Genomic DNA, 14,156 nt, shown 5'->3' with positions numbered 1-14,156 from the left:
TGACCCCTCTCCAGCCCGACGGTGCAGGCGGGCGTCCTTGGCGGCGGTGGCCATGGCGGACCGCGCCGGGGACAGCCGGTCTCGTTCAGGACGAATCCGGCCTTGGCGCGCAGGTACGGCATGCCGAGCCCGCCGCCCGCGATGGTGTCGAAGAAGCTCTGCGGGTCGACTCCGAGGGCCTTCGGCAGGGCGAGGACCTCGCCGGCCGCGTCCAAGACGGGGGCCACGGCGTGGCGGTGCTCGCTCGGGCCGGCGGCCGGAACGGCCAGCTGCCCGGCCTCGGCGGGCTGCCGGGTGCCGGGGGCGGGGCGTCGAAGAAGACCAGCCGGTGTTCGCGGGCGAATCCGGCCAGGTGACCGACCGCCTCGGTGCCGGCGGCGGTCGACTGCACCCAGGCCGTGCCGGGACGCAGGGCTTCGGCGGTCCGCTCCATGACATCCAGGGCGGCGGGAACCGTCGTACAGCATGGTCAGGACGACATCGGCGCCCGTGACGGCCTCAGCGGGGGCGCCGGTGATCTCCACGCCGTCGGCGGCGAGGGGTCCGGCCTTGTCACGGGTACGGTTCCAGGCGCGGACGGTGTGTCCGGCCCGGGCGAGGTTGCGGGCCCTCGCGGCCCCGTGATCCCTGTGCCGAGGACGGCGACAGTGAGCTGGCCGGACAACGGCAGCCTGGTGCTCCCCTGGGCAAGGTCCGGGTATCGGCATCGTGATCTGCGTCAAGCCCCCGGCGCCCTCGCCCCTCCGGTCAACCGGCTGAACAGGTGTCTTCGACCTGATCTCATTTCTTGGCCTCGGGCCTCGAACGGCGTCATGAACCGGTTCGCTCACCCGGGCCTTCGCCGACCGTCGGGGCGGCCTTCGTCTGATCGTGTGCTCCGGCCAAGGCGGGCGTGACCACGACGGAGGCCGCAGGGGGGTGAGTCTGCCGCCTGATGCTGTTCCCAGGGAAGCGCGCCGCGAAGCGCCCCGCTGTCGGGTGGTGCTGTGCCCACCGGTGGCCGGCGCCGGGTGCCGGAGCTGCGCCGCCAGGAGGCCGCCGTACTCGCGGGATGGGCACCGAGTGGTACACACGCCTGGAGAAGGGCCATGTCGGCGGGGTGTCGGAAGACGTCCTCGCCGCGGTCGCCCAGGCACTGCGGCTTTCCGAGGGTGGGCGCACCTGCTTCTTCGGTCTCGCCCGGGCGGCCCGGCCCGTCCACCGCACGGCGTCGCACCGCAATGACGTCGAGGTCCCGCCCGGCGTGCAGCAGCTGATCGACTCCACCACGATGTCCTCCGCGTTCGTGCGCAACGGACGCATGGACGTCATTGCCCGCAACGCATCGGCCAGAGCCCTGCAGACGCCGCTGTTCGACAGCAGCGCCACGACCAGTACGGCCGCCCCCCATCGCCCGCCATCACTCCCTCGCCCCGGGCGCCCACCATTTCTTCGTCGACCGGGACGCTGCGGCCAAGGCCACCGTCGCCCTGCTGCGTGCCGAGGCGGACCGAGAGCCTCACGACCGGGCGCTGCGCGAACTCGTCGGTGGACTCTCCATGCTCAGCCCCGAGTTCCGCACCACGTGGGCCGCGCACGACGTACGCAGCCGCCATGAGGGGGTAGGCGGCTGCGGCATCCCGAGGTCGGCCGCCCGGAGTTGGCCCACCACCCCGTTGACCTGCCGCTGTCCGGCCGGGCGGTGTACGAACTGGTCTGCTGCACCGCCGAGCCGGGCACCACCTCCGGGGACCGGCTGAGGATCCTCGCCGGCCGGACGGCACCCCCCGCAGGATGCCGGGCCCGCGCGGCAGCCGGACCTGGTCACCGGCCCTCGCACGGCCACCTGGGCGGCCCGCACGGTGGTGGCCGTGGCGGGGAGCCGCAGCGTTCGTCCGCGGCGCGGCCGCGAGGGCCGAAGAGTGTGAGCGGGCGGCGGACTGCGTCAGCCGTACTGCTCATGAGCGTGGCTCCTCGTGCGTCGAGGGGTTGATCCGCTGTGGCCGGGTGTCGACCAGCGAGGTGACGACCGGCGGCACGGGCATGGCGGTCGCGCCCAGGGGCGCCGTCCGTACCCCCCGCCCCACAGCGATCGGAAGGTTCTGCCCGCAGGGAGTCACCCGACCCGTCGGGCACCGCCCGGGCGCCCCGGTTGAAGCGACACTCCGCCAGGTAGTGCAACCCCTGGGTTGCGCATCAGAAGCCAATGTGCAACCCTGGAGTTGCATCCGATGGTGAAGGTGAAGGAGTCCCTCATGAGCGAGGACCGGATCGAGCGCGAAACCCTGATCGCGGCATCCCTGGAGCGGGTCTGGTCGCTGGTGGCGCAGCCCGGGTTCTGGGTGGCCGACAAGGCGAGCCTGCCCGGCACCGTGGCCAAGGAGGGGGAGTCGATGGTGCTGAAGAACGCCGAGCACGGCGACTTCCCGGTGCGCGTGGAGAAGGTCGAGCCGCCGACGTACCTGGCCTACCGCTGGACCAGCGCTTTTCCCGGTGAAGAGCTGCGGGAGGACAACAGCACCCTTGTGGAGTTCACGTTGACCCGGGAAGGCGACCGGACGCGACTCCGTGTCATCGAGAGTGGCTTCACGGGGCTGGCCGGATCCGAGGAGCTGCGCAGCCAGAACCTCAAGGACCACAGTGAAGGCTGGCCGCTGGAGCTCGACGCGCTCAAAGCGCGTGCCGAACAGCCCTCCGCGTGACGGAAGAACGTCCCGCCGCCGAGGCCGTCGACAGCGTCCTCGGCGCGCTGGCGGATCCGACGCGACGTCAGCTGCTTGATCTGCTCGCCGCGCAGGGCGAGGCCACTGCCACGACGCTCGCCGGGCGACTTCCCGTCTCGCGGCAGGCGGTGGTCAAGCACCTAGCCGTCCTGGACGCCGCCGGCCTGGTTTCCGGAAGCCGGGTCGGGCGCGAGGTGAGGTACTCGGTGCGGCCCGCGGCGCTGGATGCGACGGCGCGGTGGATGGCCTCGCTCGCGGCCGACTGGGACCGGCGGTTGGCGAACATCAGGCGTGTCGCTGAGGCAGCCGAGCGGGATGCGGGTTCGGAACGCCCCGACTGAAGGAAGTGCACCATGGACACGGCAGTACTTCGCACCGCCTACGACAGGTTGCTCGATGCGGCGGCCACCCCCGGCCTCGGCGACACGGACGACGGAGGCTGGAACGCCGACCAGGTATTGGCTCACATCCTCAGCGTTGACGCCTCGATCGCAGCGGTCGCTCTGGGTGTCGTCGCCGGCTCGCGGCCCGCCTTCGACAACCGCATCTGCCTCGACGCCTGGAATCTTGACCGGATCATCGCCGAGCACTCGGGCCGGGCGGACCTGATTGATCATGTCCGGAGCCAGGCCGCCGTCCTGTGCGACATCGCCGATCGGCTCCACGGCGAAGCCGCCTCGGTCCTGGTGCCGTCGCTCCTGCTGTCCAACGATGTACTCGTGCTGGACCAGCCGATTCCGCTGGCGGGCCTTATCAATGGCCTCGCCGAGAACCACGTACCCGGGCATACGCGGCAGCTCCTCGGTCTTCGTGCCGCGGTCCCCGTACGCGCCTGAAAGGCGGCGAACGGCGCCGGTCACGCTCGCCACTCAGGCCCCCTCCTGAGTCAACGGGCTCCTCCGCTCCTTTCGTCCAGGGGGCTTCCGTCACTCAGGGTGTTTTTGCTGCCGCATTCCGTGCAATCCCGTGCTCTGTGAATGGCCGTTCTCGCGTGCGGGAACCCTGTTATGGAAACATTCGATCGACTATCGTCGTTTTGCCCGATAGGTTCCGCCGCCCGCCGTGGTGTGACCGCCTGGCCATCACCCTGGAATGCCATGCTGAGTCACCGAACCGTCCCCGCGACACTCGCCGCCGTCATGGTCGCGCTGCTCGGCTGCTCCACCGGGGCCGACGCGGCGAGCGGCGACGACAGGTTTGCGGCCGCGTCCGCCGAGGTCCCCTCCGCGAACGCGGCGACCGCCCCGACCGCAGTGTCCCCGGCCCCGGGCGCCGCCACGGCTTCGGTCGCCGCGTCCGCCGGCGCCGTCACGCCGTCGCCCGAGCCTGCGCCTCCGAAGAGCGACGCGCGCATCCGGTCCGCCGTGCTCGCCATCCCCGAGATCGGCCTGGAGAACCTGCGCGTCGTCCCGTACGAGGGCACCACCGACGACTGGGCCGGCACGCGGATCCAGGACAAGGGCCTCGCGGCCAGCCCGCACGGGGACAAGGGCGGCGTCGGCCCCGGAGAGGTCGGCAACTACCTGGTCACGGCGCACCGGCTCTCCGCAGGCGGGCCGCTGCGCGATCTTCCGGCCCTGGACACCGGTGACTCCGTCCTCGTCGCGGCAGACGGCATGGTGCACGAGTACCGGATCACGGAGACCAGGAAGACCTCCTTCCGGTCGGAGCGCTCCCTGGCCGAGCAGCGGGCCGCGGTCCCGGGCGAGCCGGGGAAGAAGCCCACCAAGGCGATGATCACGATCTCCACCTGTGCGACGCCCGAGGACGACGCCGCCGGCAACTTCTGGCGCGACGACCGCGGTAACCCCGAGCACCGCATCGACAAGGTCGGCGTCCTGGTCTCCTCCAGGTCCGAGCGCGACGCATCGAACGCCTCCTAAGGCCTGTCCCGTAACTGCTGGTCACGGGTGAGATGATCTTGGTGTGGCTGGTGTGATCACGGCGTCGGAGCCGTCTTGGATAGCCCCGTTCACCGGGCTGAGCCCGCGCTGTTTCGGGAAGCTGGTGACCGTGCTGCGACGCGAGGGTGCGGATGCGGTCCGCAAGGGCCGGCCGTGGAGCCTTCCGCTGGAGGACCGGGCCCTGCTGGTCGCGGCGTACTGGCGCACCAACCTGACCATGCGCCAGCTCGCCCCGCTGTTCGGGGTCTCCAAGTCGGCGGCCGACCGCATCATCGACCACCTCGGGCCGATGCTCGCGCTCCAGCCCCGCAAGCGGTTCGCCAAGGACACCGTGCTGATCGTGGACGGCACTCTGGTCCCGACCCGGGACCACGCCATCGCCGCGCAGTCGAAGAACTACCGGTACTCCACCAACCATCAGGTCGTCATCGACGCCGACACCCGCCTGGTCGTCGCGGTGGGAAGACCGCTTGCCGGAAACCGCAACGACTGCAAAGCCTGGGAGGAATCCGGCGCCAAGGCGGCCGTCGGCAAGACCCTCACGATCGCCGACGGTGGCTACCCCGGCACCGGACTCGTCATGCCACACCGCCGGCGCAAAGGCGAAGAACTACCGGAGTGGAAGCAGGCGCACAACAAGTCCCACAAGCAGGTCCGCGCCCGCGTCGAGCACGTCTTCGCCCGCATGAAGACCTGGAAGATCCTCCGCGACTGCCGCCTCAAAGGCGACGGAGTCCACCACGCCATGCTCGGCATCGCCCGCCTGCACAACCTCGCTCTCGCCGGGTAGGCCAACGGACCGCACAGCGACCAGCCCTACCCAAGACGACTCGAAGATCATTTACGGGACAACCCTTAGGCCGTGTATCGAAAGCGGATTTTGAGCTGTGGATGATCACGGTTCATGGGTCGGGGAAATCTCACGGACGAGCAGTGGGTAGTGTTGGAGCCGTTGTTGCCGAAGGCTACGAAGGCAGGGCGGCCTCCCGTCTGGCCTCGACGGCAGCTGATCGACGGCATACGGTTCCGGGTCCGCACCGGTGTTCCGTGGCGGGACGTGCCCGTCGAGTACGGGCCATGGGGCCGGATCTACGACCTGTTCCGTCGCTGGCAGCGGAACGGCACCTGGCACCGGATCCTCACCCGCCTCCAGTCCCTGACCGACGCGAAGGGTGCGATCACGTGGGACCTGAGCGTCGACTCCACGGTCTGCCGCGCCCATCAGCATGCAGCCGGGGCCCGCAAGCAGGGCGACCTGCAAAAGGAACCACCGGGCGGCGTCTTTGACGAGCCCCGCGATCACGGACTCGGACGCTCCCGCGGCGGGTTCACCACCAAGCTGCACCTGGCCGTCGAGCAAGGTCAGAAGCCCATGTCGATCGTGGTCACGGCAGGACAGCGCGGCGACTCGCCGCAGTTCGAACCCGTACTGGAGAAGATCCGCGTGCCCCGCACCGGACCGGGCCGGCCACGCATCCGCCCCGACCGCGTGCGGGCCGACAAGGCGTACGCCTCCCGCAAGAACCGCGCCTACCTGCGCCGCCGGGGAATCCGCTGCACCATCCCGGACAAGGCCGACCAGGCTCGCAACCGCAAGAAGCTCGGTTCCCGCGGCGGCCGTCCGCCGAAGTTCGACCCGGAGGATTACAAGGCCCGCCACGCGGTCGAGTGCGGCATCAACCGCATCAAAAGGCACCGCGCCGTGGCCACAAGGTACGACAAGCTCGCGGTCCGCTACGAAGCTACCGTCCTCGTAGCGGCCATCAACGAGTGGCTGTGACCAGCAGTCATACGAAACGGCCAGGATGGCGCGTGGCCGTCAGGAACTCATCGCGATTCGGTCGGACTTGCTGCGGAGAACGCAGAATTCGTTGCCTTAGGGGTCAGCAAGGACTGCCCACCCAGAGCCATCGGGATTCCGGTGATCGGTGACAAGGGTGGCACCGAGGCCGAGTAGCCGTTCCACCTCCTGCTCACGCGATGTCTCAGGGCGCAAACACAGATGGATCCGGTTCTTGGTCTTCTTAGACTCGGGCACCTGGTTGAAGTACAGCACTGGGCCTCCCGTCAGCAGCACCTGAGTCTCCCGGTCACCCGGTTTGTCCTCCGGATGCAGTGGACGGTCAGTCACTCTGCTCCAGAACCGGGCCAGCTCGTAGGCATCCGCACAGTCAATCGCCACGTTCTGCAATACCGAAACCATGTGTGCGATCCTTCCTCACTTCCACTTCCAGGCGCCACCGAGTTGCGCTCAGCCTTCGCGCACACAGCTCAGGTGCATGGCAGCACTTTCGATACACGGCCTAGTACTGCAACGGTTCTTTGCGTGACGGACGGCCAGGCCGTTCGGTGGTACGGCCATGGGCGGGGCCCTTGCCGGTGTCAGGCTGTGGACGGTCGAACCGGCGGCTGTGCGCGGGCGGTTCGGGCACCGGTTCAACCGGATCGGGCCCGGTCGAGCGGCATACTCGTCTTGAGTGAATCCGCGCGGCCGAGGATGTGCCGCTGGACTGACGGGGAGGGCACATGACAGGCAGCGAGAAAAGCACCGGATCGTGGCGGGCGGGACTCGACAAGGCGGGCCGACTCGGCACGCTGCCCGTGGCGGCGACGGCACTGACGGGCACCATGGCGCTTTACATGACCCTGGTTGCCTTCGGCAACATCACTGACTTCGGGACCAATCAGCAGTTCGTCCGGCACGTCCTCGCGATGGACACGACCTTCAAGGACCCGGACCTGATGTGGCGTGCGATCGAGTCACCGGTCGTGCAGGACGTGGCTTACGTCGTCATCATCGTTTGGGAAAGCCTGGCCGCGGTGCTTCTTCTTCTCGCCACCTGGCTCTGGGGCGTGGGGCTGCGCCGTGGAGCGTACGAGCGTGCGCGTCGGGTGAGTACGCTCGGCCTCGTCATGGTGCTGCTGCTGTTCGGACTCGGCTTCATGGCCATCGGCGGGGAATGGTTCGCCATGTGGCAGTCGTCCGACTGGAACGGCCTGGACGCCGCGGCACGCAACGTCGCACTGGCCGCGTTCACGCTGGTGGTGGTGCACCTGCCGACCGCGCACCGAGGCGGGGTCCGGACTGTGGAGGAGTGACCCGAGGAAACCGCGGTGTCCGGGACGGACTCCAGCGGTCAGGTCTGCGGTCCGGCCGGACGACGACGGCAGTACGTTTCGACGGGTGGACAAAGGCGTTCAGCGACCCCCGGCTCTGCGCGGCCACCGCCGACCGCCTCACCTTCAACGGCACGATCATCGAGACCGGCACCGGCTCCGGCCGGCCCACCTCCGCCCGGGCACGAGCTGAGGAAACCGCCAAGGCCGGCTGACCGCCCGAGGTGCGACTCGACGGCCCGCTTCAGGGCAGCCTTGGGAAGGCGGGAGAGCCGGCCGGGGCCGGTTCTGTGACCCGGCCACTTCCGCCCGGAACAGGCGGTGCGTCACGCCGGGTGAGGAACCGGTGCAGCAGCGGCCCGACCAGGTCGGGTCGGGTCGTTCTCGGGGTACAGCATGGGGTCCGGGTCCACCTCGGTGACGGTCGGTTTGCCGCCGAGTACGCCGCGGCAGTCGGCGACGTACTCGGAGCGTAGGAAGCCGATCGCCGCACGATCATCAAGAGCGTGTCCGCCGTGGGTGAAGGAAGGATCTGCGGGCGGGCCATCCCGGAGCACGCGGTGGCCACAGCCGCTGCTTCGAGGCGCCGACACCACCGGCCGCCGGGCCCTTGTTCCAGTTGTTCTTCCACTTCGTCGTCCAGCGTCTGTCCGGACGCGAAGGGCCATGCGGCGGCACGCTCGGCTCGTGCGTGCTCGGGCGTGTCGTAAGGGGGGAGGGACATGCCCCTGCGGGCCTGTTCCCCCACTGGCTGCGCCGGGAGCTGGACCGACGGGTCGAGGAGGGCGAGCCGGTCGATACGCTCCGGAGTTGTCCGGGACAGGCGCGTGGCGACCCGGGCGCCGTACGAATGGCCCATTACGTCGACCCGCGTGAGCCCCCGGCCGGCCGGCACGGCCAGCACGTCCGCGACCTGACGCTCGAGGTCCCAGGGCGGTTCCATGGCCGAGTGGCCGTGTCCGCGCAGGTCAGGGGTTATCACGTACGACTCGGTGAGATGTGCTGCGGCGAGACGCCGCCACCTCGCCCCGTGCCCCTTGATTCCGTGCCATCACGCCACCCTCTCCCACGGGGTTCGTGGGCGTGCATGGGCGTCACCCGCACCTCCACCAGCTCGTCCTTCTCCACCGTGGTCCAGTAGGGGGCGTGGCGACGGCGGCACTCAGCTCCAGCGCTCGCAGCCGTTTGGCTTCGGCGTGCTGCTCCTCGGTGCAGTCGGGGCTCTCCGGGCTGGTACGGCGCCGGCTGCGCCTCGCGCAGACCCTGCGGGAAGCAGAACCGGGTCGCTGTCCACGGCGTGGCCGGTGTGGTCCGCGAGCCGTGTGGGCCGCGTCGGTCCTGCGGGTGCTGTTCCGCGTCCGGTTCTCCGTTTTCCGGGTGACTACATGAGGGCGTGGGGGGTACTCAACGAGGTTTTCTTTCCTTGGTTGACGGGCGGCGGACGGGGCACGTGCTCAGGTATGAACGGCGACCAGAACCTCCACCGTCCGCAGGCCCGGCGAGCTGACAGCGACCGGGCGACGGGGGAGCCGGCCGGCGCCGGTGCTGCCGCTTCGCCCGCTCGCCGGGACTTCCCGGGCGCCGTGGGCGGTGCGGTGCCGGGCCGGCCGGTGCTCGCGGGCCGGTGCGTGTGGGCCGGTGAGGCGTTCGACGTGACGCCCGGGGTGATCGGGGACGCCCGGCGGTTCGTCACCGGTTTCCTGGCCCAGCTGCACAGGGACGGCTGGATCGAGGTCTCGCCCCGGCTGACGGAGATCGCCCAGCTGGTCGTCAGCGAGCTGGTGACCAACGCGCGCAAGTACGCGCCGGGTCCCTGTGCCGTCGAGGTGGAGCTGTCCGGTCCGGTCCTGGAGATCACGGTGTCCGACACCAGCCCGGTCCTGCCGCTCGTCCTGCCCGCCGATCCGGCCCGGGTCGGTGGGCACGGCCTGGAGATCGTCACCGCGGTGTGCGAGGACTTCGCGGCACAGCGTGAGCCCTCCGGCAAGCGTGTCAAGGCCCGAGTCCCCACCGGGCCCGCGGCCGGCTAGGGCATACCGCCGGTCATCCGTCACCCGCCGGGCGGTGTTGGTTCGTTCGGCTGAGGTGACAGGAAACGCCGGGTGTATCCGCCGTGGTGGGGCAGGAGGTGGAGACGGGTTGTGGTCCTCGAAATGGTGCGGCGGGGCGTCCGGAAGGAGTGTGGCGTCAGGTCTTGTCCGCACCGACCGGCCCGGCCCCCGGCGACGCCGAGCGCGAGGAGCTTCTCACGCCGGGGCGGCGGAACTGGCCTGGGCCCGTACCGAAGACCGCAGACCGACCGCCGGGGGCGTACAGCGGATCGCGTTCGAGGAGTTCTCGCTCCTGCTCGATCCCCGACAGGCCCGGGGGTGCTCTGTGGGAGCACCGGACGGCTTGGCACGAGAAAAGGGAGTCTGCATGACCACCTACGTCATCTCCATCCCGGGCACGTTTCTGCACGAAGTCACCGAGTCCCAACGGACTGCTGTCGTGCGGCATTTGCGTCCGTCCGATCCCCAGCACACCGTGCTGGGCCAGTCGGAAGACCTGGACATCCTCACCGTCAATGACAACGGCACGTTCAGCATCCGCCTGGAGGTGGAAGCCGATGACAGCCACAGCGCGGAGCAGCACGCCAAGCAAGTGGCCATCACCGCTCTGCGCGAGGCCGGCATTACCGAGGACGATGCCCCACTGGGCCCGACCGCGGTGACCGGCATCGACACCTGACCTTCGCGGCGCCTCCCGAGGGCTGCCCCCGGCAGGCAGATGCCACACGCACGGTTCCCCGGCCCGGCCGACAGCCCGCCCCGGACTGTCGGCCGGGCCGCCTGGCGTCTCGGCGCGAAGGCCTGAGGGGCTGTGTGAATCGGGTTCGGTCCGTGCTTCCGGGAACGATTCCTCAGTGTCCGTCGGGCGAATCGACGGGATCGCGACATGATGGAAGTTCCCGTGGCCGCACCGGCAGAGGCTGAGTACCAACGCGTAGGGGACCGCTGCTACGAGGATTTCCTCTTCCGGCCGAGTATGAGTTCGTTCACGTGGCCGGCCATCGAGGAGCCCGTCGCATCGGTGACCTGGAGCCTTGCTGCGCTTGACGACGATCCGAGCTACGAGCGTCTGGACCGCCTGGTTGCGGTGGTCGAGCAGGGGCTGTCCTCCTGCGGGGGCCCGACGGACACGCTGTTCGCCCTCGACTGGCAGCACACGTCGTATCGCTTCGCACCGCAGGAGGTCGGCGGCCTTGGGCAACGGGTTTGGCCACTGAGCCCGTACCCCGGCGGGGACTGCTGCATCTTCATCGCGGAGGACTTCCGCTTCGGCAGCTTCGGCCACCCTTGGGAAGAGTCCCTCCGCCTGTTCGGTGGGGAACTCCTCGACATCGCGTCCACGGAGGTCGACAAGGTTCTTGACCCGCCGGTCCGCAGGTCTGGAAAGGCGGTGGGCCCGGCCTGAGCCCGGGTCCGGACTCAGGGCCTCGCGAGAATACGCGCTCGCAGCAGGGCGAACGTCGCGCGTCCGCGCCTGCTTCTCTTCAGCAGTTCCACGCGGCAGACGTGACCTCCGACGACGCCTGAAGCTGTGGGCCGGGGGCGGACCAGCCGTCACTGCGTCGAAGACCTGCCGCAGGAAGCCGCCGAACGGTCGGACAGGTCCGATCGTGGACTGCTCGGCCTCTTGGATCCGTAGTCCGAGCATCGTCCTGCGGTGATGCCGCACCGGACCGGTGAAGGCACGCGCGAGGTTGCGGGCTCCGGTGATGCATGGGCAGGCAATGGGGACCTCGTCGAGACGAGCGGCCTCACTGGTCGACAGACTTCCTCCGGGGCGCATGATCCACGCCGCAATCGAGCGGGACCGGGAATCTGGGCCGGCGCCGCGACAGTTGCTCCGGTACGGGCTTCCTGCGTACTCGGGGCACCCCGGTCACGGGCGGTGAAGCCCGTCACGTAGCGAAGCCGTAGGCGCCCTTGACGGGAAAAGAGCAGTCCGAAGGCCGGCGAGCTGCCGGTGGTGAGGTGGGCAGTCGGTGCGTTGGGCGGTGTGCGGGCTGGGGTGTGGTGGGTTTCTTGAGAACGGGTCTCGTGCGGTGAGGGCCGGGTGGGTGGTCGAGTGTGCGGGACCGGATTCGGGGCCGGATCCGGGGCCGGGGACGAGGTGGTCGGGCGGATCGCGCCGGCGCTCTCCCACCTGTTGGTTGTCCTGTGCATTCCTGTTCCTGCGTGAGCCGTCGCTGTGCCCTACGGAGGAAGTGCCTGAGGACGGACACCCCTGTCAGAAGGGCTTGAGCCGGGTGTGCAGGAGGCAGAACTCGTTGCCCTCGGGGTCGGCCAGGACGTGCCAGTTTTCGGCGCCGGTCTGGCCGACGTCGACGGGCCTTGCGCCGAGAGCGAGGAGTCGTTCCAGCTCGGCATCCTGGTCGCGGTCGGTGGCGTTGACATCGATGTGCAGTCGGAGCTTTTCCGCCCGGGGAGCACTGGTCGGGCTGAAGACGAGGGTGGGCTGCGGGCCGCCGAAACCGACGTCGGGCGGGCCGATCTCGATGCTTCCGTCGCTCTCCCGGCCGAGTTCGACGTAACCGAGGACGTCGCTCCAGAATGCGGCCAGTCGGTCGGGGTCCGCTGCGTCGATGACCAGTTCACTGATTCGGCATGCTATGGCGGTCACTTTACGAGACGACGGGACAGGCTCGGCCGCTTCGGGAGGGCTGGTGAAGGTCACCAGTCCTCCCGAAGCGGTGCCTCCAGTACTGCGGGAGCGCGAGCGGCAGCCGCGGCCCTTTGCGGTGGGCAGGGCGGTGGGCTTCCGGTCGCCGACGCGCTTCTCCAGGGCCTGGTTCTCGTGGCAGAGGTCCACGATCACCGAGGTCTACGGTCACCGTCGCGAGGGTGTCGAGCCTGTCGTCCGGTTCTGTGATCTCGGACTTCGCCTCTCGTGGCTGTTTGCGGAACTCGGCGATCGAGACGGGAGCGTGCCCTCGCGTGATCACGGATTTGCGGCAGCGGCCGGGCCGGCAGGCGCCCATCAGAGGTGCCTGGCCCCGCTGGTCGACCGGCAGCCCGTTCTGGCACTCAGTCTGCGGAGCGTCGAACACGCAGTGGTTGACGGCCCCGGTGCAGGTGGGGAACCGGGTGGCGAGCAAGGCGGCTTCGGCTCGTTCGTCGGCAACCTGGGCCCGCAGGACGGGTTGTCGTCCATGACCAAATGACCCGGCCCAGGTCTGCGTGAAGGTGTTCGGCGTCAGGACCGCCTGGCAACTTCCTTGATGTCAAGCTGACTTGAGGTCTTACGGTGATCATGTTCCAGCGATTCCTGAAGGAGGCGCATGAGCATGGCGATCAAGGTGTACTCGCACGAGGAACTGGCCGCTCAACCCATCGGAGCGTGGAGTGGCGAGGCATACCGGCAGGTGGTCGGGGCCCTCCGTGGCCAGTTGGCGGTGGAGGACCTGACGCAGCCGCATTGGTGGACGCTCAACCATGTGGCCGGGGAACCTGGGGCATGGACGCGTGCCCCGCTGACGGAGCGGCTGGCGTCGTACGACGACCTGGGCATCGACTTCGACAGCGTTTTCGACGACCTGGTCGCTCGTGGCTGGATGACGGAGGAGGCGGGGGCCATGACGTTGACGGAGGCCGGAGAGGCCGGCCGCCTGCGGGCCAGGGAACGTAACCTGCGTGTTCACGAGCAGATGCACGAAGGCATTGATGCTGCCGACTTCGTGACGACGATCAACGTCCTGCGTCGGATGGTCGCGAACCTGGGCGGCAACGGCGACCTGCCCGGCTGAAGGGTGCCGGGAGGCCCCCGGGACACCCCACCGAGCACCGGGCATCAGGTGCCCCCTTCCCCTCAAGGTACGTTCCTGCCTGTTCAGCCCGGTGGCCGCCCTCAGGACGGCCCGGCGCCCCGGGGTCTGTCGCCCTCGGTACGGCGCAGGTTCCCGACAGGGGCGGTCTTCGACGGAGGACCAGGCACCACGACCTTCGCGCGCGAGGACCGGGCGCTGGTGCGCCCCGGCGAAGGGGCGCACCAGCGGACAACGGAGAGTCAGCCGGTCAGTGGGAGACGGACCCATTGCTGCCGACTGGCGGGCGCGTGTGGTCGAAGGAGGCATCGGCGCAGGCCGGCCGAGCGGCACGGGTGTTGTGCGCGCCGGCTCCGGTGTGGCCCGGCCGGAGCGCGACCCTCTCCGGGGGACGGTGGTGCGTTCCTCCCTGGTGCCGACGGGGTCGCAGACTGCCTCGGAGATGCCGGCCGGCAGGCGCTTTCCTCCCAGGGCAGGCACACCGCGTGGGCCGGCGGCGAGGCCGGGCTGCGCTTCGGTCGGAGGCGCTGCCGACTGGTTGACGATGCCGGGCAGTCCCGTACGGTGCGCGACCGGGGGCGACAGCCGGCGCCTGCATGAGGCTGTGGTCGAAGCCGTACGAAC

15 protein-coding genes and 3 pseudogenes are annotated in these 14,156 nt (G+C 69.6%); 14 read left to right on the top strand and 4 right to left on the bottom strand.

Annotated features, from left to right (window positions below; all coding sequences use genetic code 11):
• Positions 1–6: 6 nt before the first annotated feature.
• Positions 7–664: pseudogene (locus BN1555_RS01165) on the bottom strand (NAD(P)-dependent oxidoreductase); the annotation flags it as partial.
• A gap of 270 nt (positions 665–934) precedes the next feature.
• Between BN1555_RS01165 and BN1555_RS41470 the strand changes: the two are divergent.
• From BN1555_RS41470 to BN1555_RS01130, 8 genes and pseudogenes are all read left to right on the top strand, one after another.
• A pseudogene (locus BN1555_RS41470) lies at positions 935–1,297 on the top strand (hypothetical protein); the annotation flags it as partial.
• A 13-nt stretch (positions 1,298–1,310) separates the two neighbouring features.
• Positions 1,311–1,739, top strand: a complete 429-nt coding sequence (locus tag BN1555_RS41465; RefSeq protein WP_369688931.1) for an MmyB family transcriptional regulator — start codon at positions 1,311–1,313, stop codon at positions 1,737–1,739.
• A 495-nt stretch (positions 1,740–2,234) separates the two neighbouring features.
• Entirely contained in the window at positions 2,235–2,681 is a 447-nt protein-coding gene (locus BN1555_RS01155) for an SRPBCC domain-containing protein (RefSeq protein WP_093803085.1), read from the top strand.
• Positions 2,678–3,043, top strand: coding sequence for an ArsR/SmtB family transcription factor (locus BN1555_RS01150; RefSeq protein ID WP_093797070.1), 366 nt, complete (start codon positions 2,678–2,680; stop codon positions 3,041–3,043). The genes BN1555_RS01155 and BN1555_RS01150 overlap by 4 nt, the downstream gene beginning before the upstream one ends.
• A gap of 12 nt (positions 3,044–3,055) precedes the next feature.
• Complete coding sequence (locus BN1555_RS01145; protein ID WP_093797068.1) at positions 3,056–3,538, top strand: hypothetical protein; 483 nt, start codon at positions 3,056–3,058, stop codon at positions 3,536–3,538.
• 261 nt (positions 3,539–3,799) lie between these two features.
• On the top strand, positions 3,800–4,585 hold the full coding sequence (locus tag BN1555_RS01140; RefSeq protein ID WP_093797066.1) for a class E sortase: 786 nt from the start codon (positions 3,800–3,802) through the stop codon (positions 4,583–4,585).
• Between the two features lie 43 nt (positions 4,586–4,628).
• Positions 4,629–5,396 (top strand): transposase, encoded by a 768-nt coding sequence (locus BN1555_RS01135; RefSeq protein WP_093796984.1) that lies wholly within the window; start codon positions 4,629–4,631, stop codon positions 5,394–5,396.
• 114 nt (positions 5,397–5,510) lie between these two features.
• Positions 5,511–6,386: an IS5 family transposase gene (locus BN1555_RS01130; protein WP_093797064.1), complete on the top strand. Its 876-nt coding sequence runs from the start codon at positions 5,511–5,513 to the stop codon at positions 6,384–6,386.
• Positions 6,387–6,482: 96 nt separating this feature from the next.
• Here the strand turns inward: BN1555_RS01130 and BN1555_RS01125 are convergent, their stop codons facing one another.
• A complete protein-coding gene (locus BN1555_RS01125) occupies positions 6,483–6,809 on the bottom strand; it encodes a VOC family protein (protein ID WP_093797062.1) in 327 nt (108 codons plus the stop codon).
• A gap of 323 nt (positions 6,810–7,132) precedes the next feature.
• Between BN1555_RS01125 and BN1555_RS01120 the strand changes: the two genes are divergently transcribed.
• Both BN1555_RS01120 and BN1555_RS01115 read left to right on the top strand, forming a co-directional pair.
• The gene (locus BN1555_RS01120) at positions 7,133–7,705 is read left to right on the top strand and encodes a DUF2165 domain-containing protein (protein WP_093797060.1); all 573 of its coding nucleotides are present in this window, start codon (positions 7,133–7,135) and stop codon (positions 7,703–7,705) included.
• Between the two features lie 77 nt (positions 7,706–7,782).
• Positions 7,783–7,938, top strand: a pseudogene (locus tag BN1555_RS01115) (AAA family ATPase); the annotation flags it as partial.
• 29 nt (positions 7,939–7,967) lie between these two features.
• Here BN1555_RS01115 and BN1555_RS41460 read toward each other — a convergent pair.
• Positions 7,968–8,765: an alpha/beta fold hydrolase gene (locus BN1555_RS41460; RefSeq protein WP_093797058.1), complete on the bottom strand. Its 798-nt coding sequence runs from the start codon at positions 8,763–8,765 to the stop codon at positions 7,968–7,970.
• A 418-nt stretch (positions 8,766–9,183) separates the two neighbouring features.
• On the opposite strand from BN1555_RS41460, the gene BN1555_RS01105 reads away from it, so the two are divergent.
• The 3 genes from BN1555_RS01105 to BN1555_RS01095 all read left to right on the top strand — a co-directional run bounded on the left by BN1555_RS01105 (position 9,184) and on the right by BN1555_RS01095 (position 11,179).
• Positions 9,184–9,753 (top strand): ATP-binding protein, encoded by a 570-nt coding sequence (locus tag BN1555_RS01105; RefSeq protein WP_255305812.1) that lies wholly within the window; start codon positions 9,184–9,186, stop codon positions 9,751–9,753.
• 388 nt (positions 9,754–10,141) lie between these two features.
• A complete protein-coding gene (locus BN1555_RS01100) occupies positions 10,142–10,453 on the top strand; it encodes a hypothetical protein (protein ID WP_093797056.1) in 312 nt (103 codons plus the stop codon).
• 207 nt (positions 10,454–10,660) lie between these two features.
• On the top strand, positions 10,661–11,179 hold the full coding sequence (locus BN1555_RS01095; protein WP_218058164.1) for a DUF2716 domain-containing protein: 519 nt from the start codon (positions 10,661–10,663) through the stop codon (positions 11,177–11,179).
• 819 nt (positions 11,180–11,998) lie between these two features.
• On the opposite strand, the gene BN1555_RS01090 is transcribed toward BN1555_RS01095, so the two are convergent.
• Entirely contained in the window at positions 11,999–12,382 is a 384-nt protein-coding gene (locus BN1555_RS01090) for a VOC family protein (RefSeq protein ID WP_093803081.1), read from the bottom strand.
• Between the two features lie 667 nt (positions 12,383–13,049).
• Here BN1555_RS01090 and BN1555_RS01085 point away from each other — a divergent pair.
• The gene (locus BN1555_RS01085) at positions 13,050–13,514 is read left to right on the top strand and encodes a MarR family transcriptional regulator (protein WP_093797054.1); all 465 of its coding nucleotides are present in this window, start codon (positions 13,050–13,052) and stop codon (positions 13,512–13,514) included.
• Positions 13,515–14,156 lie beyond the last annotated feature (642 nt).

This window comes from Streptomyces sp. Wb2n-11, from assembly GCF_001049855.1.
GTDB classification, from domain to species: Bacteria; Actinomycetota; Actinomycetes; order Streptomycetales; family Streptomycetaceae; genus Streptomyces; species Streptomyces altiplanensis.
Note: the sequence above shows the minus strand (reverse complement) of the source record. Positions and strands in the feature narration are given on the sequence as shown.